The sequence below is a fragment of the Mesorhizobium sp. M2A.F.Ca.ET.043.02.1.1 genome (assembly GCF_003952405.1).
Taxonomy (GTDB): Bacteria; Pseudomonadota; Alphaproteobacteria; order Rhizobiales; family Rhizobiaceae; genus Mesorhizobium.
The window spans coordinates 1,208,647-1,230,330 of the sequence record NZ_CP034445.1; the positions used below are offsets into that span (position 1 = coordinate 1,208,647).

Annotated in this window: 21 protein-coding genes and 1 pseudogene; 12 read left to right on the forward strand and 10 right to left on the reverse strand. The window is 63.9% G+C overall.

Translation table 11 applies throughout. The annotated features are described in order from the left end of the window. Nucleotides 1-149: 149 nt before the first annotated feature. Entirely contained in the window at nt 150-2,198 is a 2,049-nt protein-coding gene (locus tag EJ068_RS05705) for an elongation factor G (RefSeq protein ID WP_127251263.1), read from the forward strand. Nucleotides 2,199-2,907: 709 nt separating this feature from the next. Further along, nucleotides 2,908-3,408, forward strand: coding sequence for an isoprenylcysteine carboxylmethyltransferase family protein (locus EJ068_RS05710; RefSeq protein ID WP_127251264.1), 501 nt, complete (start codon nt 2,908-2,910; stop codon nt 3,406-3,408). Between the two features lie 15 nt (nt 3,409-3,423). Here the strand turns inward: EJ068_RS05710 and EJ068_RS05715 are convergent, their stop codons facing one another. Both EJ068_RS05715 and trxB read right to left on the reverse strand, forming a co-directional pair. Further along, a complete protein-coding gene (locus EJ068_RS05715) occupies nt 3,424-4,320 on the reverse strand; it encodes a LysR family transcriptional regulator (RefSeq protein ID WP_042646207.1) in 897 nt (298 codons plus the stop codon). Between the two features lie 72 nt (nt 4,321-4,392). Next, the gene (gene trxB / locus EJ068_RS05720; RefSeq protein WP_126059818.1) at nt 4,393-5,367 is read right to left on the reverse strand and encodes a thioredoxin-disulfide reductase; all 975 of its coding nucleotides are present in this window, start codon (nt 5,365-5,367) and stop codon (nt 4,393-4,395) included. A 233-nt stretch (nt 5,368-5,600) separates the two neighbouring features. Here trxB and EJ068_RS05725 point away from each other — a divergent pair, with 233 nt between their 5' ends. Continuing rightward, on the forward strand, nt 5,601-6,083 hold the full coding sequence (locus tag EJ068_RS05725) for an Lrp/AsnC family transcriptional regulator (protein ID WP_127251520.1): 483 nt from the start codon (nt 5,601-5,603) through the stop codon (nt 6,081-6,083). Here the strand turns inward: EJ068_RS05725 and EJ068_RS05730 are convergent. The 5 genes and pseudogenes from EJ068_RS05730 to EJ068_RS05755 form a co-directional block, all read right to left on the reverse strand. Then, a complete protein-coding gene (locus tag EJ068_RS05730) occupies nt 6,080-6,730 on the reverse strand; it encodes an HAD-IIIA family hydrolase (RefSeq protein ID WP_127251521.1) in 651 nt (216 codons plus the stop codon). The genes EJ068_RS05725 and EJ068_RS05730 overlap by 4 nt on opposite strands. Next, a complete protein-coding gene (locus tag EJ068_RS05735) occupies nt 6,723-7,295 on the reverse strand; it encodes an SIS domain-containing protein (protein WP_042646200.1) in 573 nt (190 codons plus the stop codon). Before EJ068_RS05735 ends, EJ068_RS05730 begins: the two co-directional genes overlap by 8 nt. 7 nt (nt 7,296-7,302) lie before the next feature. Then, the gene (rfaE1, locus tag EJ068_RS05740; RefSeq protein ID WP_127251522.1) at nt 7,303-8,787 is read right to left on the reverse strand and encodes a D-glycero-beta-D-manno-heptose-7-phosphate kinase; all 1,485 of its coding nucleotides are present in this window, start codon (nt 8,785-8,787) and stop codon (nt 7,303-7,305) included. A 151-nt stretch (nt 8,788-8,938) separates the two neighbouring features. Further along, nucleotides 8,939-9,570: pseudogene (locus EJ068_RS05745) on the reverse strand (LysE family translocator). A gap of 357 nt (nt 9,571-9,927) precedes the next feature. Then, a complete protein-coding gene (locus EJ068_RS05755) occupies nt 9,928-10,164 on the reverse strand; it encodes a type II toxin-antitoxin system Phd/YefM family antitoxin (protein ID WP_127251524.1) in 237 nt (78 codons plus the stop codon). Between the two features lie 144 nt (nt 10,165-10,308). Here EJ068_RS05755 and rfaD point away from each other — a divergent pair, with 144 nt between their 5' ends. From rfaD to waaC, 3 genes are read left to right on the forward strand one after another with little or no spacing between them, the layout of a single operon-like run. Beyond that, nucleotides 10,309-11,256 carry an ADP-glyceromanno-heptose 6-epimerase gene (rfaD, locus tag EJ068_RS05760; protein ID WP_127251525.1) on the forward strand — a complete coding sequence of 316 codons (948 nt, stop codon included), beginning with the start codon at nt 10,309-10,311 and terminating at the stop codon, nt 11,254-11,256. Then, nucleotides 11,229-12,236 carry a lipopolysaccharide heptosyltransferase II gene (gene waaF, locus EJ068_RS05765; protein WP_127251526.1) on the forward strand — a complete coding sequence of 336 codons (1,008 nt, stop codon included), beginning with the start codon at nt 11,229-11,231 and terminating at the stop codon, nt 12,234-12,236. The genes rfaD and waaF overlap by 28 nt, the downstream gene beginning before the upstream one ends. Beyond that, a complete protein-coding gene (gene waaC / locus EJ068_RS05770) occupies nt 12,233-13,207 on the forward strand; it encodes a lipopolysaccharide heptosyltransferase I (protein ID WP_127251527.1) in 975 nt (324 codons plus the stop codon). Before waaF ends, waaC begins: the two co-directional genes overlap by 4 nt. Before the next feature lie 251 nt (nt 13,208-13,458). On the opposite strand, the gene greA is transcribed toward waaC, so the two are convergent. Together greA and EJ068_RS05780 are read right to left on the reverse strand one after the other, a co-directional pair. After that, on the reverse strand, nt 13,459-13,932 hold the full coding sequence (gene greA / locus EJ068_RS05775; RefSeq protein WP_027168132.1) for a transcription elongation factor GreA: 474 nt from the start codon (nt 13,930-13,932) through the stop codon (nt 13,459-13,461). Nucleotides 13,933-14,195: 263 nt separating this feature from the next. After that, on the reverse strand, nt 14,196-14,729 hold the full coding sequence (locus EJ068_RS05780) for a tetratricopeptide repeat protein (RefSeq protein ID WP_126081704.1): 534 nt from the start codon (nt 14,727-14,729) through the stop codon (nt 14,196-14,198). 177 nt (nt 14,730-14,906) lie between these two features. Here EJ068_RS05780 and EJ068_RS05785 point away from each other — a divergent pair, with 177 nt between their 5' ends. The 4 genes from EJ068_RS05785 (at nt 14,907) to EJ068_RS05800 (ending at nt 18,198) form a co-directional block, all read left to right on the forward strand. Then, nucleotides 14,907-15,332, forward strand: a complete 426-nt coding sequence (locus EJ068_RS05785; RefSeq protein ID WP_112126832.1) for a DUF3775 domain-containing protein — start codon at nt 14,907-14,909, stop codon at nt 15,330-15,332. A 114-nt stretch (nt 15,333-15,446) separates the two neighbouring features. After that, a complete protein-coding gene (locus tag EJ068_RS05790; RefSeq protein WP_245463439.1) occupies nt 15,447-16,457 on the forward strand; it encodes an extensin family protein in 1,011 nt (336 codons plus the stop codon). A gap of 137 nt (nt 16,458-16,594) precedes the next feature. Then, entirely contained in the window at nt 16,595-17,422 is an 828-nt protein-coding gene (locus EJ068_RS05795; protein WP_127251529.1) for an extensin family protein, read from the forward strand. Between the two features lie 68 nt (nt 17,423-17,490). Continuing rightward, the gene (locus tag EJ068_RS05800; RefSeq protein WP_127251530.1) at nt 17,491-18,198 is read left to right on the forward strand and encodes an LssY C-terminal domain-containing protein; all 708 of its coding nucleotides are present in this window, start codon (nt 17,491-17,493) and stop codon (nt 18,196-18,198) included. Nucleotides 18,199-18,213: 15 nt separating this feature from the next. Here the strand turns inward: EJ068_RS05800 and EJ068_RS05805 are convergent, their stop codons facing one another. Beyond that, nucleotides 18,214-19,236 (reverse strand): NAD(P)-dependent alcohol dehydrogenase, encoded by a 1,023-nt coding sequence (locus tag EJ068_RS05805; RefSeq protein ID WP_127251531.1) that lies wholly within the window; start codon nt 19,234-19,236, stop codon nt 18,214-18,216. A gap of 121 nt (nt 19,237-19,357) precedes the next feature. Here EJ068_RS05805 and EJ068_RS05810 point away from each other — a divergent pair, with 121 nt between their 5' ends. Together EJ068_RS05810 and EJ068_RS05815 are read left to right on the forward strand one after the other, a co-directional pair. Then, nucleotides 19,358-20,272: a LysR family transcriptional regulator gene (locus EJ068_RS05810; protein WP_127251532.1), complete on the forward strand. Its 915-nt coding sequence runs from the start codon at nt 19,358-19,360 to the stop codon at nt 20,270-20,272. A 75-nt stretch (nt 20,273-20,347) separates the two neighbouring features. After that, nucleotides 20,348-21,658, forward strand: coding sequence for a hemolysin family protein (locus EJ068_RS05815; RefSeq protein WP_126081699.1), 1,311 nt, complete (start codon nt 20,348-20,350; stop codon nt 21,656-21,658). Nucleotides 21,659-21,684 lie beyond the last annotated feature (26 nt).

Below are 21,684 nucleotides of genomic sequence, written 5' to 3' on the forward strand. Positions count from 1 at the left end.
GACGATGGCCTTGGGAAGGGGTGGATAAACCCCGCCCGCGACGGCCGAACAGGCCGGCCGCCGCTCTGCACAGGGTGCGATCGGACGCAAAAACCGGTTTCCACTTTTGCTGATCGCTCTCTTGGGAAACGCCTGAGTGGAGGTCAGCCATGGGTACTCGCGCCGGAGGACGACGCACGGGACCGAAATGCATCGCCATAGTCGGTCCCTTTGCAAGCGGTAAGACGACACTTCTCGAAGCAATCCTCGCCCGCACGGGCGCCATTCCCCGCCAGTCACCCGTTTCATCGGGCAACACCGTCTCCGATCATTCGCCCGAAGCCCGCGCCCACGCCATGAGCGTCGAGGCCACCTTCGCCACCACCGATTTCATGGGCGAGCAGATCACCTTCGTCGATTGCCCCGGCTCCATCGAATTCGCCTTCGAGGCCGAACCCGTGCTTGCCGCTTGCGACCTTGCGGTCGTCGTCGCCGAGGCCGACGAGAAGAAGATCCCGGCACTGCAGCTGATCATGCGCAAGCTCGACGATCTCGCCATTCCGCGCATCCTGTTCCTGAACAAGGTCGACAAGGCGATTGCGGGCGTGCGCGAGACGCTGAAGATGCTGCAGCCGGCAAGTTCGGTTCCGCTGCTCTTACGCCAGATTCCGGTGCGCAAGGACGGCATCGTCATCGGCTCGATCGATCTGGCGCTGGAACGCGCCTACATCTATCGCGAATACGCCGAAAGCCAGGTCGCCGAGATCCCGAATGACGACAAGGCGCGCGAATTGGAAGCGCGTTTCTCCATGCTGGAGACATTAGCCGATCACGACGATCACCTGATGGAGCAATTGCTGGAGGAGATCGAGCCGCCGAAGGACGCGATCTTCGACGACCTCTCGGCCGATCTGCGCGCCGGCGCGGTAACGCCGGTGCTGATCGGCACGGCCGAGAAAGGCAATGGCGTGCTGCGCCTGTTGAAGGCCATTCGCCACGACGCGCCGGACATCGAGGCGACGAGGAAGCGCCTCGGCGCGCCGGAAAGCCAGACGGTGGTGCAGGTGATGAAGACCATCCACACCGCGCATGGCGGCAAGCTTTCGGTGTCGCGCGTGCTTTCAGGCCAGTTGGCCGACGCGGCCGAGCTTTTCCTTTCCAACGGCGACACGACGAAGGTCTCCGGCATCTACAGGATGCTCGGCAAGGACCAGATCAAGCAGACATCCGCCAAGGCGGGCGACACCGTCGCGCTCGGCAAGCTCGACAACGTCAAGACCGGCCAGACGCTGAGTTCGGCCAAGGGCGGTATCCGGCCACTGGTCACGCTCGAGCCGCCACAGCCCGTCTTCGCCTTCGCGCTTCGCCCCAAGGAGCGCAAGGACGAAGTCAAGATGTCGGCGGCGATCCAGCGGCTGGCCGAGGAGGACCCTTCGCTCAGCCTGCGTCACAATCAGGATTCGGCCGAGACCGTGCTGTCGGGCCACGGCGAGATGCATCTGCGCGTGGTGCGCGAGCGCCTTGAGGGCAAGAACCAGATTCCGATCGAGGGCCATGCCCCGGCGGTGCCCTACCGCGAGACGATCCGCAAATCGGCGCAGCAGCGCGGCCGCCACAAGAAGCAGTCCGGCGGCCACGGCCAGTTCGGCGACGTGGTGATCGAGATCAAGCCGCTGCCGCGCGGCTCCGGCTTCCAGTTCTCCGACACCATCACCGGCGGCGTGGTGCCGAAGACTTACATCCAGTCGGTCGAGACCGGCATTCGCGACTATCTGAAGACCGGCCCGCTCGGCTTCCCGGTCGTCGACGTCGCCGTCAACCTGTCGGACGGCTCCTACCATGCGGTCGACTCTTCGGACATGGCCTTCCAGATGGCGGCCAAGCTCGCGATGAAGGAAGGCATGGCCGCCTGCTCGCCGGTCCTGCTGGAGCCGGTGATGAAGGTCGAGATCGTCACGCCTTCCGACGCGACGTCGAAGATCATCGCCCTGATCCCGCAGCGGCGCGGCCAAATTCTCGGCTATGACGCGCGGCCCGACTGGCCGGGCTGGGACGTCGTCGAGGCGACTATGCCGCAGGCCGAAATCGGTGACCTGATCATCGAGCTGCGCTCGGCCACCGCCGGCGTCGCCAGCTACAAGGCAACCTTCGACCACATGGCCGAGCTCACCGGCCGGCTCGCTGACGAGGCGATGAACGCCAACGGCAAGGCCGCCTGAATGCCGTTTCAGCGCGATGCGCTTTAAAGCGCGTCGCGGTTTGACCTTGGGATGAAATGAAAACGGCGTCCGGTTCAACCGGACGCCGTTTCTATTGCGGACCGTTTTCCTGGGAGGCAACGGCTGGTCCGCCGCATCCGGACAAATGGTTCGGACGCGGTAGCTGCCTGAGCCCGGCCATTTCGAGTGATGCCCCCATCTCCCGAACCGACCAACCGCGTCCTATCTTCTAGTTAAACCATAGACTGCGTCTGCGACATGTTACCCGATGTTACATGTCACTGTTACGTGTCGGATTCGACCGTGTTTTTTGCCGGCTCGAGGCATGCGGGCAACAAAAAAGCCGGATCAATAAAGATCCGGCTGAGTTTGATTGGAAGTGCCGATTAGGGCTAACCTCCAGAGGGGAACACTCAAGAGCGCTAATGGGAGGAGAACGCGCCCCGGAGATGGGACTATATATGTGCTCATCATGCCCAAGAAACAAGCATCTATTTTGCAACACACGCATGCAAAAAGACGCAGGCTGTGGTCCAACCTATTCCAGGAAGCCATAGGACCAGGAAAATAGGGCGATCTCGCCGTATTTTCAGATCAAAAGCGACTGCTGAAATGCAAAATGCAGCTAATTTTGCTCGGAACTGCGTAAAACAGCGAAATGATGCCGACTTCGGCAGGCCAAGTTTATTTTTGCGGCAGAGGCCCCCGGATGCGTAGTTTTTCAGCAATCGCCGGTAGTGCGCTGTTCCTTGTAGTCGCGCCGGGCGTTGTCGCCGGACTGATGCCCTGGCTGCTGACCGATCATTATCGCAAACCTCTGGCGACTGTGCCGGGCTTCGTGGCCGCGGGCTCTATTCTCGTGATCGTAGCAGCTGCGATCCTGCTTCATGCCTTCGCCCGTTTTGCCCTCGAGGGCCTGGGCACGCCGGCGCCGGTGGCGCCGACCGAGAAGCTGGTCGTGGGCGGCATCTACCGCCATGTCCGCAACCCCATGTACGTGGCCGTGCTGGCGATCATCCTCGGCCAGGCACTGATCTTTTCGAGCTGGGCGGTCCTGGTCTACGGCCTCATCGCCGCGGCGGCGATGATCTCGTTCGTCAAGATCTATGAAGAGCCGACGCTCGCCCAACGCTATGGCGAAGAATATAAAGTCTACCGACGCGCCGTGCCCGGCTGGCTGCCCCGCCTTACACCCTGGCGCGGGCAGTAGTCTCGACCGGCCATTTCAATAAGACCAGCTGCGCGCCTTCGCGATGACGAAATCGCGAAAAACGTGCAGCTTCGCCTGGTTCTTCATCGCATCGGGATAGGCGAAATAGGTGTCGAAGGACGGCACCTCGGTCTCCGGCAGCAACTGCACCAGGTTCGAGTCCTTGTTGATCACATAGTCCGGCAGCATGGCGATGCCCGCGCCGCCCTGCACCGCCCGCTTGATCGAAAGGATGTCGTTGATCTGCAGCGTCGGCACCCGCTGCGCGCCCTCGAAATCGCCGACCGTCTCCAGCCAGTTCAGCTCCGACAGATGCGAAGGCACCGGCACGCCGAAGGTGACGATGCGATGGTTCCTGAGCTCAGCGATCGAGGCCGGCCTGCCGAACTTGGCGATGTAGGACGGCGCCGCGTAGAGGTGGAAATGCACCGTGAACAGCCGCCGCTGGATAAGGTCGGGCTGCTGCGGCTGCCGCAGCCGGATCGCGCAATCGGCCTGGCGCATGGTGAGGTCTAGCTCCTCATTGGCCAGGATCAGCTGCAGGCTGATCTCGGGATAGAGCTCGATGAATTCCTGCACGCGCTCGGTCAGCCAGCCGGCGCCCAGGCCCACCGTGGTCGTCACGCGGAGCACGCCCGACGGCCGGTCCTTGGTCTCGGTCAGCCGCGTCTTGATGGTTTCCAGCTTCATTAGCACGTCATGCGCCGTGCGGAACAGCATCTCGCCCTGCTCGGTCAGCACCAGGCCACGCGCATGACGGTGGAAGAGTGCTACGCCGACATCATGCTCCAGCGCGCTGACTTGCCGCGAAATGGCCGATTGCGACAGATGCAGCGTCTCGGCGGCATGGGTGAACGACCCAGCCTCCGCCGCTGCGTGAAATACGCGTAGCTTGTCCCAGTCCAGCGCCATGATTCCCCTCGCGTTGCATTTGGCGTCTGAATGAAAAATCAGGCTTTTAAACGGCTTTTTTCAGCCGATTTGTCACTCCGCCGCTTCGCGGTGAACCTCGATGCCGGCCAGATATTTTTCCGCCTCGAGCGCCGCCATGCAACCAAGCCCCGCGGCCGTCACCGCCTGGCGGTAGACATCGTCGGTGACATCGCCGGCGGCGAACACGCCGGGCACGTCGGTGCGGGTCGAATCGGGCGCCGTCCACAGGTAGCCGTTCGGCTTCTGCTTGAGCTTGCCGACGAACAGCTCGACCGCCGGCGCATGGCCGATCGCGACGAACACGCCGTCGACCGGCAGCTTCGATTCCTGGCCGGTCACGACATTGCGCAGCGTGAGTCCTTCGACGGAAGGCGGCAGCGGCGCCTTGCCTGGACGTCCGGTGATCTCGTCCACCACCGTGTCCCAGATGACGCGGACATTGTCCTTCGCAAGCAGCCGCTCGCGCAGGATGCGCTCGGCACGGAAATCGCTGCGCCGATGGATGACGGTGACGCTTTTGGCGAGGTTCGACAGATAGAGCGCTTCCTCGACCGCGGAATTGCCGCCGCCCACCACCGCGACGTCCTTGCCGCGGTAGAAGAAGCCGTCGCAGGTGGCGCAGGCCGAAACGCCAAAGCCCATGAAGGTCTGCTCAGATGGGATGCCCAGCCACTTGGCCTGCGCGCCGGTGGCGATGATCAACGCGTCCGCCGTGTAGACGGTGCCGGAATCGCCGGTGGCCCGGAACGGCCGCACATTGAGGTCGACCTCGGTGATGATGTCGTTGATGATATCGGTGCCGACATGCTCGGCCTGCGCCAGCATCTGGCTCATCAGCCAGGGGCCCTGGATCGGATCGGCGAAGCCCGGATAATTCTCGACATCCGTGGTGATCATCAATTGGCCGCCCTGCTGCAGGCCGGCGACCAGCATCGGCTTCAGCATGGCGCGGGCGGCATAGATCGCCGCCGTGTAGCCGGCCGGGCCGGAACCGATGATGAGAACGGGCGCATGTTTGGTGTTCATGAAAGTCCCCTGCGGCGCGCGGCCGTGGTTTTGTCGAGGTTAATGTAAGGGTTGCCAACCATGGCAGCAAGACGAACGGACCGTCGTCCCCGGAAAGCTGCCGTCAGCCGGATATTCGCAAAGTCGCAGCTTTTGTTACCTCTAAAAATCGGGTCGATGAGGGGCTGGCGCGGACACAAAAGTCGTTTAATTACAAATTCGCGAAAGATTCTTGCGCAAGAGCCGAGACAGCCATGCCGCTCAAAGCCGACCTCGATGCCATCGACTGGAAGATCCTGCGCGAGCTGCAGAGCGATGGGCGCATGACCAATGTCGAGTTGTCGAGCCGGGTCGGCATCTCGGCGCCGCCTTGCCTGCGCCGCGTCAGGCGGCTGGAAGAGGCTGGCATCATCCGCGGCTACCGAGCGCTCCTCAACGCGCCGGCGCTCGGCATGGATGTCGTCGCCTTCTGCCTGATAGGCCTACACCACCAGGCCGATGCCGAGCTGAAGACCTTCGCCGAACGCACGCGCGGCTGGCCGATCGTGCGCGACGCCTGGATGGTCTCCGGCGAATCCGACTTCCTGCTGCATTGCGTGGCAAGCGACCTCGGCACCTTCCAGACCTTCGTCATCGAGGAACTAGCTTCAGCTCCGAATGTCGACACGGTGCGCACCGCCTTGACCATCCGCCGCGTCAAGGATGAGGGGCTGGTGGCCTTCGAGATGAAGCCCTAGGCTTTGCCAAGCCCTGCGATAAGGTCGCAAAGCCTCCGGTGGTCGTTGCCAGTTATGAGCTTGTGCGTGACGAAGGCGGCGTCGCCGGATTTTCGGTTGGATCTGCTTCCGACATGCCAACCATCACGGAGCCCGGCGCGGCGGCCGGCTTCCATATCGTCTGCCTTGTCGCCGATAATGATCGACCGACCCATATCCAGGTCCAACAGATCGCGCGCACGCAGCAGCATGCCGGGATTGGGTTTACGCATCGGATGGTCGCCCACTGCCAGAACGCCCGTGCCGCTCGAATGATACCCACAGGCAAGCACAAGATCGATCCGGCAATCCTCCGCTTCGAGAAGCTGGAGGAGCCTGCCGTTGACCGCCGCGAAATCCGCCCAGCCGAAATAACCGCGCGCTATGCCCGATTGGTTCGAGACGATGATGGCGGGAAGCCCAACCACATTGGCGGCTCTGATGACGGGCAGCATTTCCGGCCGCAGCACGATATCCGCAGGATCGCTCGGATAACTGGTATCGACGTTGATCGTGCCGTCGCGGTCGAGGAAGAGCGCCGGCAGGCCTTTTGGGAAGGTCCTGGTCCCGATCCGCTCGATCCACAGGCCGGGCTCGACAAGCGAATCGACCGCGCCACCGTCAGCCATTGCTGAGACGCGCTTCGACCGCCTCGCACAGATGGTGGTAGAGGCAGAGATGCCCCTGCTGGATGATCGGCGTCGAGGTCGACGGCACGTTGAGCAGGATGTCGGTCAGCGGCGCGAGCTTGCCGCCGGTATCGCCGGTAAGGCTGATCACCGTCATGCCCATCATGCGCGCCTGCTCGGCGGCGGCAAGGATGCTTGGCGAATTGCCGCTGGTCGAGATGGCAAGCAGCACCGCGCCTTCCGATCCATGCGCCTCGACCTGGCGCGAGAAGACGGTGTCGAAGCCGTAATCGTTGCCCCAGGCGGTCAGCACCGCGGCGTTGGCCGGCAGCGCGATGACATTGTAGGCCTTGCGCTCCTTCAGGAAGCGGCCGACCAACTCGCCGGCGATGTGGATGGCATCGCTGGCCGAGCCGCCATTGCCGCAGATCAGCAGCGCCTTGCCTTGCGAAAGCGCGGTCACGACCGTGCTCACGGCGCGCTCCATCTCACCGGTCAGGTCGCGCTCGACCATCGCCGAGATCGCCGCCGCGGAGCGGACCAGGTAGTCGTTCAAATCGGACATGAGACCCTCAGTTTGCGGCACGCAGCTTGCCGATCGTGTTCGTCGTGCTCTTGCCTGCGACGAGGTCGACCAGCACCACGCGCCCGCCCGCCTTCTGCACCACATCGGCGCCGACCACGGTCTCGATCGTATAGTCCGCGCCCTTGACCAGGACGTCGGGCAAGAGCGCCTCGATCAGCTTGAGCGGCGTATCCTCCTCGAAGACGACGACGGCGTCGACCGAGGCAAGCGCTGCCAGCACGCAGGCGCGGTCATGCTGGTTGTTGACCGGGCGCCCCGGCCCTTTCAGCCGGCGCACCGAGTCGTCGCTGTTGAGGCCGAGCACCAGCCGGTCGCACTGGCTGCGGGCGGCATGCAGCAGGCTGACATGGCCGGCGTGCAGGATGTCGAAACAGCCATTGGTGAAGCCGACCGTGAGGCCCTCTTCCTTCCAGGCGGCGACCATCCTGGCCGCCGCATTGGCGTCAAGAATGGCATCCGTATGAGCCGTCGGCCCATGCGAGCGGAACAGCGCGCCGGACAGTTCCTCGACATTCAGCCGAGCGGTGCCGCGTTTTCCCACCACGACGCCGCCGGCCGCATTGGCGATGACCGCGGCATGCACCCGGTCGGCGCCGGCGGCGAGCGAAAGCGCGAAGCTCGCAATGACCGTGTCGCCGGCACCGGAAACGTCGAACACTTCGCGGGCCTGGGTGGAAATGTGGCGGGCATCCTCGGCGGAGACCACGCTCATGCCCTTCTCGCTGCGCGTGGCGACGATATACTCGAAGTCATGCGCGGCGATCAGGTCGCGTGCGGCGGCCACGATCTCGTCATCGCCGAACACCTTGCGCCCGACCGCCTCGCCAAGCTCCTTGCGGTTCGGCGTCACTGCCGTGGCGCCGGCATAGCGCGCGTAATCGCGCCCCTTCGGATCGACCAGCACCGGCTTGCCGGCATCGCGGCAGATCGCGATCAGCTCGCCGGCGACGCCGTCGAGCAGAATGCCCTTGCCGTAATCGGAAAGGATCACGATGTCGGCGCGGCCAAGCGCGGCCTGGAAATGATCGATGAGCTTCGCCCGCTCGGCGGAAGTGAGCGGCTTGATCTCTTCCTCGTCGAAGCGCAGCACCTGCTGGTTGAGCGCGCTGAAGCGGCTTTTCGACGAGGTCATGCGGTCCGCCCGCTGCAGAAGCCCGTCCGTGTCGACACCGATCTCGCTCAGCATGCGCATCAGATTGTTGCCGGCCTGGTCGGCGCCGATCACCGAGACGGGTATGGCGGCCCCGCCTAGCGAAACGATGTTGGAGACGACATTGCCGGCGCCGCCCATGTTCAGCATTTCGCCCCGTCCATGCAGCACGGGGATCGGAGCCTCCGGCGAGATGCGTTCGATCACGCCGCTGACGAAACGGTCGAGAATGAAATCGCCGACCACCAGCACGGTGACCTCGCCGAACCGGGCGATGGTGCGATGCAAAGGTTCCGGAGAGGGCGGATTGTGCTTGATCATCTCACTCGACATATGCCTGAAAAAGGCAGGACTTGATTAGGTTTCAGCGCCGGAATTGTGGCGCACCTCGCTCAACGCGATGCGGATATACCGCAATTGGGGCGAGCGCAACGGCAGGCCCGATTGACTGCGGCCGAAGTCGGCTGTGCAATCAGCTTCTCTGCAGGGCCACGTGGACGCCGAGGCCCACAAGCACGGCGCCGCCTGCACGCTGCATCAGCCGCTGCGCCCGCCCTGAAAGCCGCAGCCGGTCGATCATCGCGCCGGCAAGGAATACGCAAACAATATCGGCGGAGGAAAACATCAGATTGACGATGGTTCCAAGCACGACGAACTGCAGCCAGACCGGGAACGCCGCCGAGGCATCGATGAATTGCGGCAGGAACGCCATGAAGAAGATCGCCGTCTTCGGATTGAGCACCTCGACGGTGATGCTTTCGAAAAAGGCGCGCCGCGCCGATTTCCGCTCGATGGCCGGCAGAGCCGTATCGCCGCCTGTCCGTTTGCGGATCATTGAGACGCCGAGCCAGATCAGATAGAGCGCGCCGCCGAGCTTGACCGCCAGATAGAGCGGCGGCACGGCGTGGAACAGGACGGACAGTCCCGCGGCGGCCGCGAAGACATGCACATAACCGCCGAGATGAATGCCGAGAGCCGCCGTCAGCCCGACCAGCGGCCCCGCGCCATCGTCTGCGCCGCGGCGTAAAGCATGGCGGGTCCGGGGATGTAGGCGAAGATCGCAGTTGTGGCGAAGAATGCGATCAGCAGTTCGGTCGACGGCATTCTTGGTCCCCAAATGATCACGTCTCTGTCAGGCTACGCCCTGCTGGTCCGATCTCCATACTGGCGATACCACAGATATGGATATCGTCGAATTCCTCTAACATCATTCCAGGCGTTGGCGCTGCCCCTCACCTGCCTGCCGGCCATCCTCTCCCCGTATAGTGACGGGGAGAGGGGCCCTCGTCGCCGGTTTCGCCAATCTCCAGCGTCGCAATAAGGGCGCCGAGGTTACGGCCAGCCCTTTCTCCCCGTCACCATACGGGGAGAAATGCCCGGCAGGGCAATGAGGGGCAGCGCTGACGTGACGTGATTGTCGACACTCAGCCCGAAGCGACCCGGTTCTCGGCGGCAATAAACCTACTCGCGACTCCCTCGGGCAGCGTACTCCTCGAGCATATCGACATGCTCTGACGGGGCGTCCTTGGCGGCGTAGGCACGGCGGCTGTCGTTGACGAAGCGAGCCTCATAGGCCTCGATGCTCATGAGGACGTATCTCGGCTTGTTGTGACGGGTGATGGAGACAGGCTGCTGGCTGGCAGCCGCAAGAACATCACCGAGATTCTGTTTCAAATCAGTCGACGGGTACTGTTTCATGACACGCTCCGTTTTGTACATAATAGACAAAACAGGCGAAATAGACAAGATTGGCGATCCTCAATACGGGATGGCACCGGCTTTATCGACACTCACACCAGCCTCCCCTATAAGAGCCGGGATCGCAAACAGACAGAGGCCTTCATGATCATCGTCACGGGCGGCGCCGGCATGATCGGCTCCAACATCGTCGCCGCTCTCAATGCCGAGGGGCATGACGACATCGTCGTGGTCGACGATCTCACCGACGGCCACAAGATCGCCAACCTCGCCGACCTTCGCATTGCCGACTATCTCGACAAGGACGATTTTCTCGCCCAGCTCCAGAATGGCGCGCTCGGCCGCATCGAGGCCGTCTTCCACCAGGGCGCGTGCTCAACCACCACCGAGTGGAACGGCAAGTTCATGATGGAGGTGAACTACACCTACTCGAAGCGGCTGCTGCATGCCTGCCTCGATCTGCGCGTGCCCTTCCTCTACGCCTCCTCCGCATCCGTCTATGGCGGGGGCAGCGAGTTCCGCGAGGAGCCCGAGTTCGAACGCCCGCTCAATGTCTATGCCTATTCGAAGAAGCTGTTCGACGACTATGTCCGCCGCAACATCGACGCCGACCATTCGCAGGTGACGGGCCTGCGCTATTTCAACGTCTACGGACCGCGCGAGGCGCACAAGGGCGCCATGGCGTCCGTCGCCTTCCATCTGTTCAACCAGGTCGAGCGCGGCGAAAATCCGAAACTCTTCGGCGCCTATGGCGACTTCGGCCCGGGCGAGCAGAGCCGCGACTTCATCCATGTCGGCGATGTCGCCGACGTCAATCTGTGGCTTTGGAAAAAGGGCCAGAGCGGCATCTTCAACTGCGGCACCGGTCGCGCCCAGCCGTTCCGCGCCATCGCCGAAACGGTGATCGACACGCTGGGCAAGGGCGAGATTGAATTCATCCCTTTCCCCGACCATCTCAAGGGCAGCTACCAGAGTTTTACGCAGGCTGATATGTCCCGCTTGCGCGCGGCCGGCTACAATGGCCAATTCCGCACAGTCGAAACCGGCGTCAGGGACTATGTCGAATGGCTGAAGGCCCAACGATCCTCGTGATCGGCCCACGCTGGGTGGGCGACATGGTCATGGCGCAGTGCCTGTTTGCGGCGCTGAAGGAAAAACATCCGAACGCGGCAATCGATGTGCTGGCGCCGGCCTGGGCCGCGCCTTTGGTCAAGCGCATGCCCGAGATACGCAGCCAGATCGACTTCGCGCTGATGCCGGGCGCGCTCGAATTCCGCAGCCGCAGGCGCTTCGGCCGCCTGCTGCGCGGCCGCTACGACATGGCCTATGTGCTGCCGGGAAGCTGGAAATCGGCGCTGATCCCGTTCTTTGCCCGCATCCCCCATCGTGTCGGCAATTTGCGCGAAATGCGCTATGGCCTGCTGACCGACATCGTGCCGCTGCCCGAAGCGCTGAAGCGGCGCACGGCGCGCGCCTATTTCGGCCTCGCGCGCGGCGGCACGTTTCGCGCGCCGAAGCTTACCGTCGACAAGGCCAACCAAGCCGATCTGCTGGCGCGGTTCGGGCTGACGGGAAGGAAATTTGTGGCGCTCATGCCCGGCGCCGAGTTCGGCCCGGCAAAACGCTGGCCGAGCGATCACTATGCCGGGCTTGCCCGGAACATGATGGCAAAGGGTCTGGGCGTCGTGCTGCTCGGCTCGAAGAACGATGCCGGCGTGACCGGCGAGATCGCGACACTCGCGCCCGGCGCCATCGACCTTGCCGGCAAGACGCGGCTGGAGGACGCCATCGACCTGATCGCCGCGGCAAAGCTTGCGGTCTCGAACGACAGCGGGCTGATGCATGTCGCGGCCGCCGTAAACACGCCGATCGTGGCCGTCTATGGTTCGACGTCGCCGGAAAACACGCCGCCGCTCAGCGAGCGCTCCGAACTGATCTGGCTGCATCTGTCCTGCTCGCCCTGTCACAAGAAAGTGTGCCCGCTCGGGCATCTCAACTGCCTCAAGACCCTTGATGTCGCCCGTGTCACTGCCGCGGCCGACCGCCTGCTCAAGGTTCCGGCGGCCGCATGAAAGTGCTGATCGTCAAGACATCGTCGATGGGCGATGTCATTCACACCTTTCCGGCCGTCGAGGACGCGGTGCGCAACCGCCCCGATATCAGCTTCGACTGGTGCGTGGAGGAGCCGTTTGCCGGCATCGTGGCGCTGCATCCGGCGATTGGAGTGATCCACAAAGTGGCGGTCCGGCGCTGGCGCAAGAGGCTTTTCGACGGCGGCACATGGCGCGAGATGGCCGGCTTGCGCCGAGCGTTCCGTGCCTCCCGCTACGACCTCGTCATCGACGCGCAAGGCTTGCTGAAATCGGCGTTGGTCGCCATCCAGGCCGGCGCGCCGATTGCCGGCTTCGACCGCGCCAGCGCCCGTGAGCCTTCGGCGACGCTGTTCTATCAGCGCAAATACGCCGTGCCGCGCGATCTGCATGCCATCGAGCGCACCAGGCGGCTGTTCGGCCTGGCGCTGGGCTACCAGCCTGACCTGTCGGCGCTCGAGTCCGGCATCGTGCCGCCAGCGGGCGCGCTACCCGGCGTTGAAGGCAAAACCGCTTTCCTGCTCCACGGCACCAGCCGCGAGGACAAGAAATGGCCGGCCGAGGACTGGATCGGAACCGCGCGCGAGCTGGCCGACCGGCAATTCACGCCAGTGGTCACATGGTCGAATGAGGCGGAAAAGAAGGTGGCGGAGGCCATCGCCGGTGCCGTGCCAAAGACGTTGCTGGTTGCGAAATCGCCGCTCGCGGACGTCGCCGCGATCCTCGGCCGCTCGACGCTCGTCATCGGCGCCGACACCGGCCTCACCCACCTCACCAGCGCCTTCGGCCTCCCGACCGTCGCCATCTTCCTGGCGACGGAGCCCGGTCTCACCGGCCCGCGCGGAAAGTTTGCATCGACCTTGCTTGCGCCGCCCGGCGGCAAGATCACGCCGGCTGAGGTGATGGCCGAGGCTGAGTGGCTGCTGGCGCTCAGATCAAACGCGCCAGCTTAGACCGCGGCTGCTTCGTCATCCACGGGCGGAGCAAGGAGCGAAGCGACGCGGCGCAGACCCGAGGATGACGACGTCACGGAGGCTTCAGCCAATTCCGAACGTTTGCAATGGATCCGCAGCGAGCCGTGGTAGCTCAGAAATCGACGCCAGGACATGATCTCGAAAAGTGAGAACCGAAAGATCATGTTCCAACAAAGAGTTGGATCAGGATGACAATTCAATGAAACGTCATCCCAATCTGGCGAAGCGCACTAAATAAATTGCACCTGAACGATCTCATATCCCCGGGCGCCGCCGGGAGCGTTCACCTCGATGGCGTCGCCGACTTCCTTGCCGATCAGCGCACGCGCGATCGGCGAGGAGATCGAGATGCGGCCGGACTTCACGTCCGCTTCCTGGTCGCCGACGATCTGGTAGGTCTTCTTTTCCTCGGTGTCCTCGTCGACAAGCACGACGGTCGCGCCGAACTTCACCTTGTCGCCGGAAAGCTTGGAGACGTCGATGACCTCGGCGCGCGCGATCAGATCCTCGAGCTCGTTGATGCGGCCTTCATTGTGGCTCTGCGACTCCTTGGCCGCGTGATATTCGGCATTTTCGGACAGGTCGCCATGCGAGCGCGCTTCGGAGATCGCCTCGATGATACGCGGACGCTCCTCTTGCTGGCGCCAACGCAGTTCTTCCTTCAATGACGCGAACCCCTCGCCTGTCATCGGGACCTTGATCATATGCCTGACCTTTCCTGCCGCCACCCCCGCTTGTCGGGAGCAGCCTTGTCAAATGGGTACAAAAAGAAAACGGTCCGGCAGCCTCGGGCTAACGGAACCGTTTCACCACAATTTCCCTGAATATAGCGATCTTGGCGCGATTTTCACGTGCAAAAATGAAGTTCGGCGAAATGATCACCGCTTTCGCGGATGCCGGTTGATGGCGAACAACAAAAATCCGGCTACGATTGCTCGCAGCCGGCCCGAAGAGCTTGAAGCCCTGTTCAGCTCCGCAGGAAATGATCGATCTGCTCGGACAGCATGCCGTATTCGCGCGAGCCCGTGCCGGTCCGCTTTTCGATTTCCTTGAGCTGTTCCTGAGCGCCGGCGAGATCGCCAATCTGAAGATGCGCTTCGCCGAGATATTCGCGCACAAGCGTGTAGTTCGGGTCGATGCGCAGCGCTTCCTCGTAATAGCCGAGGCCGACCGTGACGCGGCCAGAATGGCGATGCGAATAGCCGAGATAGTTGAGGATGCGCGGATCCTGCTTGTTGGCGGCGAGCGTCAGCACCGAGATCGCCTCGTCATAGCGCCCGGCCATCGCCAGATCGTGGCCGGCCTCGTAGATGCTGTCGTCATCCAGCATGCCATATTGCGGCTTCACGCATTTGTTCTTCTTCTTGTCCCAGACTTCGCCCTTCTTGCACTGGGTAGTGGTTTGACCGCTTCCGCCACCTTCACCGGCCGCAAAAGCCGGGGCGACGAACAGCGGCAGCGCCGCAATAGCCATGACTTGAACAAGCAATCGTCTGCGCATCGATGCCTCCGTGAGCGTGACAATGGCAGACTAACGCCGGCCCGATCCGCTTTCATCCCGAAAAGCCGTCATCGGCCGAACTATTTTGGACGGCCCGAAGGAGAGCCTTGCCTCCGGGCGTGACGCGCGCTGCAAATCCGCTATCATCGGGCCACGCGCATCACGTGGAGAAGGACCGTGCAGCAGCGCCTCGAGAAAGAATGGGAGCTTTCCATCGACCCGGACACGGTGCGCCTGTTCATCCTCAAGGCCAAGGCGCTGAGCGCCGCCGTCAACGAGGACTATGACGACGGCGCCGAGCACGAGGTCGAGTTCGACGGCGACGCGCATGCCAGCCATCACCATGACGGCCTTGTCGAGGAAGCCTCGGAAGACCTCACCGAGGAAGAATTCCGCGAACTGATCAACGATCTCAACATCGACGAAGCGGCCGAACTGATCGCGCTCGCCTGGGTCGGGCGCGGCGACTATGACGCATCCGAATGGGCTGACGCGGTGGCTGCCGCCAGGGAGCGCCCAAGGAAGCGCACGGCCAAATACCTGCTCGGCCTGCCGATGCTTGCCGACTGGCTGGAGGAAGGCCTTGAAGCCATAGGCGCGTAACGCGCCGGTAACCGATTGTGATCGGCAAGGCCGGCGGTGCAGGCAACTTCGCGACGCGATTGCCGTTTCGGGGCGATGGCAACGCTGAGCATTTCCGGATTGTGCAGATTGGCGTTGCCTTTGGCGGCGGCAGCCCTGCTGATAACGCCGGCCACGGCCGCCAAGCATCATCACCGGCACAAGAGACACCTGCCGCCAGCCAGCGAGAGCGCCGCTCCGGTACCGGAGACGCCGCAAACGACACCGGCGCCAGGGGCACGTCCTCAGGATATGGAAAACCGCGCCCAGAAGTCCGGGCAAGGCAAAAGCCGCCTCGACAGCGACGACGACTTCCTGAACCAGGAGAAGTCGCATCCGAAATGGGACGCCCATCCGCCGCGCTCGAAGGGCGCTCAGTCTGGGGCACGGGCGGAGCCCGATCCGCAAACGCCGGAGATTGTCCCCACGCCGACCGAAAAACCCGCCGAACTGGAGCCGGAGCCGCCGGAAACCGCGCCGCAACCGCCGGAAAAACCGGCCGATGCCGGCGAGGAAAAGATGCTTCCCGATCCCCGCTCGGCCGATGTGCCGGCCGACGAGATGCCGGCCGAGGAAACCGCGTGTCGCGAGCGGCTAAGGACGCTTGGCGTCGAGTTCGAGGAGCACAAGGCCGAGCACGACGCGCAAATCGGCTGCTCTATCCCCTATCCGATAGTTTTGAAGACGCTCGGCAAGTCCATCAGCGTCAGTCCCGGCACCGAGCTCAATTGCCCGATGGCCGAGGCAACGGCTCGCTTCATGGCCGATGTCGTCCAGCCCACGGCAAAGGCCGAACGCGGCGCCGATTTGAAGGCGGTCAACCAGGCCTCGGCCTTCGTCTGCCGCCCGCGCAACGGCACCCGCAAACTGTCGGAACACGCCTTTGGCAACGCGGTCGATATTGCGAGCTTCACCTTGTCGGACGGAAGCAGGATCGAGGTCGGGCCGGCGCCTCCTGAAAAAGATGCGAAGTTCCTCGACGCGGTGCGCAAGGCTGCCTGCGGACCGTTCAAGACGGTGCTTGGGCCGGGCGCCGACGCCGACCACGCGCTGCATTTCCATCTCGACCTGGAACCGCGACGTCACGGCGGCACCTTCTGCCAATAGCCACAATTCCTGAAGTTTCGGTCACGTCCCGGCAAGAACAGCGCCGCAATTCCGCCCCAGGCATGAATGCCGGCGCTGATCTTTCCTTTACTGTTGAGGGTTAACCTTGTGCCATTCGGGGACAAGGACGCCTTTCAATGGCTCGAAGACTTGGCGCTGCGCTGATGGCGGCGCAACGAAACAAGTGCGCGCGAATCGCGATCGCCGGGCTGGCCGCCGGCGCCATCGCGACGATATCGGCCTGTACCACGGGCGACGTCTTTGCGCTGCAGCCCGCCGTCGATGTCGGCAGCCAGACGGCGGCCGTGCCACAGCCCGACGCGCCGCAATATTCCGGCATGCAGCGCCTCGTTCCCTCCAACCCCTATATGACCCAGGCCGCCTATCCGCGCATGGACGAGCCGATGTCGCCTCTCGAGCAGATGCCGGCCAGCGAGATCGACTGCCGCAACGAGCTGAAGCGGATGGGCGTCGTCTATCAGGACGTCCAGCCGATCCATGAGGGACAGTGCGGCATCGATTTCCCGGTAAAAGTCTCGTCGATCGGCAGCGTCGCCATGAAGCCGGCCGCGACGTTGACCTGCAACATGGCCGCCACCTTCGCCGCCTGGACGAAGAACGAGCTGCAGCCTGCCGCCCGCTGGCGCTATTTCTCCGGCGTCAAGGCGATCCACCAGGGCTCGAGCTATTCCTGCCGCAACATCGCCGGCGAAGGTGTGTTGTCGGAGCACGGCAAGGGCAACGCCCTCGACGTCATGAGCATCGAGCTCAACAATGGCGACGACATCGACGTCCGCAAGCCCGGACTGTTCGCGTTCCGCACCCGCGGCTTCCTCAACAACGTGCGCTCCGACGGCTGCGAGTATTTCACCACGGTGCTCGGCCCGGGCTACAATTACGACCACCGTAACCATTTCCATTTCGACATCAAGAACCGCAAAAGCGGCTACCGCGCCTGCCGCTGAGGTGGCTCTACCCGAAAACGGCCAACAACGCATAAAATGGTCGCGCAAGGATTTGGGAGCGGTTTGTCGTGGGTGAACGAAGCCTGAGGCGGCGCGCGGCGATCTGGCTGACGGCGGTCTGCGCCTTCTATCTGGCGCTCGCCTATGTCGCTGCGCCGGAATTCTGGACCTGGCGGGAGCGCGGCTTCCGCACCCGCCCTTTCGAGATGGTGACGCATACGCCGCAGGGCATTCCCGGCGACCCGATCAATGTCGGCCTTGTCGGCACCGAGAAGGAAGTCGTCCACGCCTTCGCGGTCGCGGGCTGGGATACGGCCGATGCCGTGACGCTCAGGACCGCGATCGATATCGGTGAGAGTGTGCTGTTTTCCCGCCCCTACCCCGATGCGCCGATGAGCCGCCTGTTGTTCGAGGGCCGCGCCCAGGACCTGGCCTTCGAGAAACCGGTCGGCGACAGCGCCGACCGGCGCCACCATGTCCGCTTCTGGCTGACGGACGTGGTCGGCGACGACGGCCGCCCGCTCTGGCTGGGCGCCGCGAGCTTCGATCGCGGCGTCGGCCTCAGCCACGACACGGGCGGCGTTACCCACCATATCGGTCCGGACATCGACGCCGAGCGCGACTTCCTGATCGGCGACCTGAAGGCCGCCGGTCTGCTGACCTCAACCAGCGAGATACCGGGTATCGGCGCCACCAAGACGGGACGCAATGGCGGCGGCGATCCCTATTTCACCGACGGCATGGCCGTGGTCGGCGTGTTGAAGACGCTGCAGTGATCTCGCCACGCGCCATCAGCTCGTGGCGATCACGATCTTGCCGAACGGTCCCTTTTCTAGATGCTGGAGCGCTTGGGGCACCTCGTCGAAGCCGTAGACCTTGTCGATGACCGGCCTGATGCCGAGCGCCTCTATTGCCTGGTTCATGCGCTCGAACGCGCGTCGATGGCCAATGGAAATGCCCTGGACCACGATGCGGTTGCGCATGAACGGAACGATCGGAAAGCTGATCTCCATCGCGCCGAGCACGCCGATGACGGATAGCCGGCCATCGGCGGCAAGGGCGTTGAGCGACCGGCGCGCATTGTCGCCGCCGACCATTTCCAGCACATGGTTCACGCCAAGCCCGTCCGTCATGGCGCGAGCGGCCTCGTCCCATGCCGGCTGGGTGCGGTGGTTGATCGTCTGCCACGCGCCGAGGTCCCTGGCGCGCTTCAGCTTCTCGTCGCTGCTCGACGTGACGATCGCGCGCAAGCCGAAGGCGGCGGCGAATTGCAGCGCAAACAGCGACACGCCGCCCGTGCCCTGGATAAGGATGGTCTGGCCTGGCACCGGCCTTGTCGCCTCCGCCATCGCGAACCAGGCGGTCAGCGCCGCGATCGGCAGCGTTGCGGCCTCGACATCGCTCAGCGAGACCGGCGCCGGCACCGCCGCGTCCTCGCGGAAGACGACATGCTGGGACAGCATGCCTGGAAGCGAGGAGCCCAGCGTGTGCTGGTGGAGCACGGCCGGCGCGTCGCCATCCGGCCAGTCGGCGATCACCTGTCCCAGCACCCGCTGTCCGACCTTGAAGCGGCTCACGGCGCCGCCGACCGCCACGACCTCGCCCACGGCGTCCGAGGTCGGCACGAATGGGAAGGACAGGTCGGGGATGAGCACGCCGTCCACGATCATCTTGTCCTTGTAATTCAGCGAGACGGCTTTCGTCCGCACCAGAAGCTCGTGCGGGCCTGGATCGGGGATCTTGCCTTCCACCGGCCGCAGATTCGAAAGGCCGAACCCGCTCATCTGCCAGGATCTGTTGCTGTCGGTACTCATGCGTCACGCCTTGGTTGATGGTGCGCGAGAGATTTATGCGATCCGACTATGGAAATAGTGCTCCGATGCGGGATATTCGGCAACAAATTGAAGAGCTGAAATCTACAATAGGGAATTCGATATGGACCCGGCTGACCTCCAGGGCGTCGTCGCATTCGTCAACACCGTCGAAGCCGGCAGCTTCACCGGCGCCGGCGCGCGGCTGCATGTGACGAAGTCGGCGATCGGCAAGTCGGTCGCGCAACTGGAGCAGCGGCTGGGTGTGCGCCTGCTCAACCGCACCACGCGCAGCCTCAGCCCGACCAGCGAAGGCATGAGCTACTACGAATCCTGCGCGCGGGCGCTTGCCGAGATCGAGGCCGGCCAAGCCTTGCTCGCCTCGCGCCGGCAGGTCCCGTCGGGCAAGCTTCGGGTCGATATACCGCTCGCCTTCGGCCGACGCTGCGTCGCGCCGGTGCTGTTCGACATCTCCAATCGGTTCCCGGACCTGATGATCGAGATCTCCTTCAACGACCGGCGCGTCGACCTGATCGAGGAAGGCATCGACCTGGCCGTGCGGATGGGCGACCTCGACGATTCATCGTCGCTTGCGGCGCGCCGCATATATGCCCAGCGCTCGGCGATCTGCGCGTCCCCAGCCTATCTCGAGCGGCATGGCCGGCCGCAATCCATCGAAGACCTCGCCCGGCACAGCGTCATCGGCTATGGACGCGAAGGCGTCGTCCGACCCTTGGCCATCCGCGACAGCGCCGGCCGTCTCGCCGCCTTCGTGCCCAAGGCGCGGCTTGTGCTCGGCCACGGCGAGCCGATGCTGGACGCCGCGCTCGCCGGCTGCGGCATCGCCTTCCTGCCGACCTGGCTTGCCGGCCAGAGCCTGCGGCGCGGCGCGCTCGAAATGGTCCTGCCCGACCATTTGGTGGAGCGCATCGTCGTCCATGCCGTGTGGCCCCTCACGCGCGCGCTGACGCCGAAGGTTCGCGTGGTCATCGACGCGCTTGTCGGGCATTTCGCGGCGCCGCTTTGGGATGCCGCCTGAACATTGCGCCTGTCATCTTCCAAAAATACCGGCAGGCTATTTTCGAATGCGCTGCAGCAATGCTATTGACCGCCCATGCTTTACGTTGAAATCGCCGTCGTTGCCGTCCTCATCTTGGTGAACGGCCTTTTGTCGATGTCGGAGCTTGCCATCGTCTCGTCGCGGCCCGCCCGCCTCAAGGCGATGATCGACCGCAACATCAAGGGTGCCGGCCGCGCGCTGGCGCTGGGCTCGAACCCCGGCAAGTTCCTGTCCTCGGTGCAGATCGGCATCACCCTGGTGGGCGTTCTCTCAGGCGCGTTCTCGGGCGCGACGCTTGGTGAGCGGCTGGCGCAATATCTGGCGTCGACCGGCATCCGCGAAAACATCGCCGACCCCGTCGGTGTCGGCATCGTCGTCGCCTTGATCACCTATGCCTCGCTGATCGTCGGCGAGCTGGTGCCGAAGCAGATCGCGCTCAAGGACCCGGAACGCGTCGCGGTCAGGGCCGCGCCGGCAATGACGATCCTCGCCACCGTCTCGGCGCCGCTGGTCTTCCTGCTCGACCTCTCCGGCCGCGCCGTGCTGTGGCTGCTCGGCCAGGCCGGCGAAGCGGAAGAGAAGGTCACTGACGAGGAGATCAAGATGCTGGTCGCCGAGGCCGAGCACCATGGCACCATCGAATCCGACGAGCGCCGCATGATCGCCGGCGTGATGCGGCTCGGCGACCGCGCCGTGCGCGCCGTGATGACGCCGCGCACGGAGGTCGACTGGCTCAACCTGCAATCCGACGAGACGGTGACCCGAAAGCTTCTGATGGAAACGCAGCACTCGCGATTGCCGGTCGGCGACGGCAATGTCGACGCCACGGTAGGCGTCATCCAGACGCGCGACGTGCTGGCCGCCCTTCTCGCCGGCAGGGTGCTGGATCCGCGCCAGCACGTGCGCGCCGCACCCATCGTGCATGACCAGGCCGACGCGCTCGACGTGCTGCAGAAGCTCCGGGAATCGGATGTGCCGATGGCACTGGTGCATGATGAGTACGGCCATTTCGAAGGCATCGTCACGCCGGCCGACATCCTCGAAGCGATCACCGGCGTGTTCCGCTCCGACCTCGAGGCCGGCGAGGAGGAGAACGCCGTCAAGCGCGACGACGGCTCCTGGCTGCTCGCGGGCTACATGCAGGCCGACGAGATGGCCGAGGTGCTGGGCATCGACCTGCCGGAGAACCGCGACTACGAGACCGTCGCCGGCTATGTGCTGTCGCATCTCCACCACCTGCCGACGACCGGCGAGTGCGTCGACGCGCAAGGCTGGCGTTTCGAGGTGGTCGACCTCGACGGCCGGCGCATCGACAAGCTGATCGCCACCCGCCTGCCCGACGGGCATCGGCCCGTGGCGCGCTGAGCGGAACCTTAGCGTCGACTTGCGGT

Excerpts from the sequence above, each read along its gene's own strand:
- EJ068_RS05705 (WP_127251263.1), top strand. The coding sequence starts at position 150 with ATGGGTACTCGCGCCGGAGGACGACGCACGGGACCGAAATGCATCGCC.
- EJ068_RS05710 (WP_127251264.1), top strand. The coding sequence starts at position 2,908 with ATGCGTAGTTTTTCAGCAATCGCCGGTAGTGCGCTGTTCCTTGTAGTC.
- EJ068_RS05715 (WP_042646207.1), bottom strand. The coding sequence starts at position 4,320 with ATGGCGCTGGACTGGGACAAGCTACGCGTATTTCACGCAGCGGCGGAG.
- trxB (WP_126059818.1), bottom strand. The coding sequence starts at position 5,367 with ATGAACACCAAACATGCGCCCGTTCTCATCATCGGTTCCGGCCCGGCC.
- EJ068_RS05725 (WP_127251520.1), top strand. The coding sequence starts at position 5,601 with ATGCCGCTCAAAGCCGACCTCGATGCCATCGACTGGAAGATCCTGCGC.
- EJ068_RS05730 (WP_127251521.1), bottom strand. The coding sequence starts at position 6,730 with ATGGCTGACGGTGGCGCGGTCGATTCGCTTGTCGAGCCCGGCCTGTGG.
- EJ068_RS05735 (WP_042646200.1), bottom strand. The coding sequence starts at position 7,295 with ATGTCCGATTTGAACGACTACCTGGTCCGCTCCGCGGCGGCGATCTCG.
- rfaE1 (WP_127251522.1), bottom strand. The coding sequence starts at position 8,787 with ATGATCAAGCACAATCCGCCCTCTCCGGAACCTTTGCATCGCACCATC.
- EJ068_RS05755 (WP_127251524.1), bottom strand. The coding sequence starts at position 10,164 with ATGAAACAGTACCCGTCGACTGATTTGAAACAGAATCTCGGTGATGTT.
- rfaD (WP_127251525.1), top strand. The coding sequence starts at position 10,309 with ATGATCATCGTCACGGGCGGCGCCGGCATGATCGGCTCCAACATCGTC.
- waaF (WP_127251526.1), top strand. The coding sequence starts at position 11,229 with ATGGCTGAAGGCCCAACGATCCTCGTGATCGGCCCACGCTGGGTGGGC.
- waaC (WP_127251527.1), top strand. The coding sequence starts at position 12,233 with ATGAAAGTGCTGATCGTCAAGACATCGTCGATGGGCGATGTCATTCAC.
- greA (WP_027168132.1), bottom strand. The coding sequence starts at position 13,932 with ATGATCAAGGTCCCGATGACAGGCGAGGGGTTCGCGTCATTGAAGGAA.
- EJ068_RS05780 (WP_126081704.1), bottom strand. The coding sequence starts at position 14,729 with ATGCGCAGACGATTGCTTGTTCAAGTCATGGCTATTGCGGCGCTGCCG.
- EJ068_RS05795 (WP_127251529.1), top strand. The coding sequence starts at position 16,595 with ATGGCTCGAAGACTTGGCGCTGCGCTGATGGCGGCGCAACGAAACAAG.
- EJ068_RS05805 (WP_127251531.1), bottom strand. The coding sequence starts at position 19,236 with ATGAGTACCGACAGCAACAGATCCTGGCAGATGAGCGGGTTCGGCCTT.
- EJ068_RS05810 (WP_127251532.1), top strand. The coding sequence starts at position 19,358 with ATGGACCCGGCTGACCTCCAGGGCGTCGTCGCATTCGTCAACACCGTC.
- EJ068_RS05815 (WP_126081699.1), top strand. The coding sequence starts at position 20,348 with ATGCTTTACGTTGAAATCGCCGTCGTTGCCGTCCTCATCTTGGTGAAC.